This is a genomic window from Methylobacterium sp. CCH5-D2 (assembly GCF_001556475.1).
Taxonomy (GTDB): Bacteria; Pseudomonadota; Alphaproteobacteria; order Rhizobiales; family Beijerinckiaceae; genus Methylobacterium; species Methylobacterium hispanicum.
Map to the genome: position 1 here is coordinate 1 of NZ_LSIX01000814.1, position 1,565 is coordinate 1,565.

General features: G+C 71.1%; 1 protein-coding gene. It reads right to left on the reverse strand.

What is annotated here, in order from left to right:
• Positions 1-49: 49 nt before the first annotated feature.
• On the reverse strand, positions 50-1,565 hold a 1,516-nt coding region (locus AX737_RS21510; protein WP_156453873.1), incomplete at its 5' end, for a response regulator.

The following is a 1,565-nucleotide window of genomic DNA, read 5'->3' on the forward strand; positions in this document are numbered from 1 at the left end:
ACGCAGGGCCCCCCTCCCCCGCAGAGGGGGGAGGGAACCGCGTAGAGCCTCAATCCCGCTCCGAGAGCTGGTCGATCAGCCCTTGCATGCCCTGCGGCACCGGAGCGTTCTCCCGGGCATAGAGGGCGCGCAACTGCCGGCCGACCTCCGCGAGGCTGAGCGATCCCTTCACGATCACCCGGTCGGCCTGCGCCTCGAGGCGCGCCTTCTCGGTCTCGGTGATCTCCTTGGCGGTGAGGACGACGACCGGGATGTCGCCGTCCGGCCGGGACCGGAGCGCGCGCAGGAAGGCGAAGCCGTCCATCTCGGGCATCATCAGGTCGAGCAGGATCAGATTCGGGCGCTCCGCGTCGATCCGGGCCAAAGCGGCCCGGCCGTTCTCGGCCTCGTCCACCGCCCAGCCGTCGCGGTGGAGCGTGCGGTGCAGGCGCTCGCGCGCGTCCGCGTCGTCGTCCACCACCAGGACGCGAGCCTCGCGGCCCTCCGGCCGGTAGCGCTCCATCAGGCCTTTCATCCGGTCCCAGTCGATCGGCTTGACGAAGTAGTCGGTGGCACCCAGCGCCTGCCCCAGCCCCTGCTCGGCCACCACCGAGGTCATGATGACGGGGATGCCGGCGAGCTCCGGATCACTGCGCACGGCGTGCAGCACCGCCCAGCCGTCCATGCGCGGCATCTCGACGTCGAGCAGGATCGCGCGCGGCTTCAGGGCGCGGGCGAGCGTCAGCCCGGCCCGGCCGTCGTTGGCAGTGCGGACGTGGAAGCCCTCGCGTTCCAAAAAGCGTCCCAGAAGCTCCCGCGCGGCCGGGTCGTCGTCGACGAGGAGCACGACGTCGTGCTCCTCGTGCGCGCCCGGATGCTCGACCGGCGGTTGCTCCTCGGCCGGCGCGGCGTCTTCGGGGGCGAGCGTGGCCGGCAGGCGGAGGGTGAAGGTCGAACCCACGCCCGGCGCGCTCTCGACCGCGACGTCGCCCCCCATGGTGCGGCAGAAGGCGCGGGTGATCGAGAGCCCCAGCCCCGTGCCGCCGAACTGGCGCGTGGTCGATTCGTCGGCCTGGGAGAAGCGCTCGAACAGGCGCCCGACCTGCTCGGCGGTCATGCCGATGCCGGTGTCGCGGACCGCGAAGGAGAGCCAGTCCGCCTCCCCCTCCCGGTGGCGGCGCACGACGAGCGTGATCGCCCCGTCCTCCGTGAACTTGGCGGCGTTGCCGACGAGGTTCACGAGACACTGGCGGATCTTGGTCTGGTCCTGGTGCATCGTGCCGAGATCCGGCCCGAGATCGAGGTCGAAGCGGTTGCGCTTCTTCTCGACGAGCGCCCCGATGGCGTCCGAGACGTCCGAGACCAGGGCCTCGACCGGGAAGGTCTCGGCCGAGGCGGTCATTCGGCCGGCCTCGATCTTCGAGATGTCGAGGACGTCGTTGATCAGGCTCAGGAGGTGGCGGGCGTTCGCCTCGATCTTGCGCAGGTCCGGCAGCAGCTCGGACTGGCCGACATCCTCCAGCTCCTCCGCCAGCATTTCGGAATAGCCGATCACCGCCGAGAGCGGCGTGCGCAGCTCGTGGCTC